At 63.2% G+C, this 1558-nt stretch carries 1 protein-coding gene and 1 pseudogene; one reads left to right on the top strand and one right to left on the bottom strand.

The window, feature by feature from the left end; translation table 11 throughout:
* Positions 1-202 (bottom strand): helix-turn-helix domain-containing protein (locus AB4Y84_RS21300; protein ID WP_442250890.1); only part of this gene is annotated, 202 nt, incomplete at its 3' end.
* A 238-nt stretch (positions 203-440) separates the two neighbouring features.
* Between AB4Y84_RS21300 and AB4Y84_RS21295 the strand changes: the two are divergent.
* Positions 441-1558: pseudogene (locus tag AB4Y84_RS21295) on the top strand (NAD-glutamate dehydrogenase); the annotation flags it as partial.

Genomic DNA, 1558 nt, shown 5'->3' with positions numbered 1-1558 from the left:
GCATCACCCGCCGCAGCAGGGCCTGCTTGTTGCCGTAGCGCGAGTACAGCGTCTGCTTTGAACACCCGGCGTGCTGGGCAACCGCGTCCATGCTCATCTGCATGCCCTGTTGGGCAAGCAGTTCGCGCACGGCATCGAACACGCGCTCATCACGCGCGTCGAGGGCGACAGGAAGGTAGGCCGGATTCACGCGGTGGACTATACCGTCCAGTTCAGGATTGTGGAATCGCGCCGATGTTGCCGCATGTGTCTTCCGGTAACACGTTTTGCCGATCCTGTCGGCAACGCTGTGCGACTGCGACGCCCATACCGGTGCGAACTGAATAGGGCGTCTAAACCGCAGCAAACCCGAATCTGGTTATTCCGTCCTGCAGCAAGGCCTTTTCGTGCGGTAGGGCTACAATTTCATTTTCCCAACTGAGCAAGCGCGCCGCTCTGCCATGAAACCGCAAAAAACCGCAGCCAAGACCGTGAAAAACAAAAGCAAACCAGTTGAGTCGGAGGTCGCAGTGACCGCTGGTTTCTCCCTGGAGCCGGTGTACACGGCCTTGCGCAAGCGTTACCCCGCGGCCGCCCAGGCCGAGGCAGTGGCATTTGCCTCCAGCTTCTACAAGCGCATGGAGGCCGACGAGTTCCCCCATCACAGCGCTGAGGAATGGGCCGCGCTTGCCGCCGAAACGCTGGAATTTGCCCGCGCCCGCAAATCGGGCAAGGCCAATGTCCGCGTGTTCAATCCGACGGCGAAGGCCAACGGTTGGGAATCGCCGCACACCGTGCTGCAGATCATCAACGACGACATGCCGTTCCTGGTCGACACCGTGACCATGTCGCTGGCCGAGCATGGCGTGGGCGTGCATGTGCTGGGCCACCCGGTGCTGCATTTCACCCGTGACAAGGCCGGCAAGCTGACCAAGGTCGGCGAGGGCCAGCTGGAATCGGTGATGCTGCTGGAGATCGACCGCCAGCCGGCCGAAGCCATGGCAGACATCGAGCAGGCCATCAACAAGGCGCTGGATGAAGTGCGCGCCATCGTACGCGACTGGCAGCCGATGCAGGACAAGGCGCTGGCGCTGGCCGACGACCTCGGCAGCCGCCCGCTGCCTGTCGACGCTGCCTCGCGCAAGGAAGCACAGGAATTCCTGCGCTGGGCCGCCGACAACCACTTCACCTTCTTCGGCTACCGCGAGTACCGCGTCGAGAAGCAGGGCAAGGAAGACGTGCTGGCGCCGCTGAACGACACCGGCCTGGGCCTGATGCGCGGCAAGGACAAGTCCGCTGCACGTCCGGTCAAGACCTTGGCCGCGCAGGGCCTGAACACCACGTCCGGGCTGAAGGACGCGCTGATCCTGACCAAGACCAACGCCCGTTCGCGCGTGCATCGTGCCGGTTACATGGACTACATCGGCGTGCTGGAATTCGACGCCAAGGGCAGGATCATCGGCGAACAGCGCTTCCTCGGCCTGTTTACTTCCAGCGCCTACAACCGCCGCCCGTGGGAAATCCCGCTGGTGCGCCAGCGCTACGAGCACGTGATGAAGCAGTCCGGCCTGGCTGGCTC

This window comes from Stenotrophomonas sp. 2YAF22 (genome assembly GCF_052114665.1).
Classification (GTDB): Bacteria; Pseudomonadota; Gammaproteobacteria; order Xanthomonadales; family Xanthomonadaceae; genus Stenotrophomonas; species Stenotrophomonas indicatrix.
This window is presented reverse-complemented; position numbering and strand designations above follow the sequence as displayed.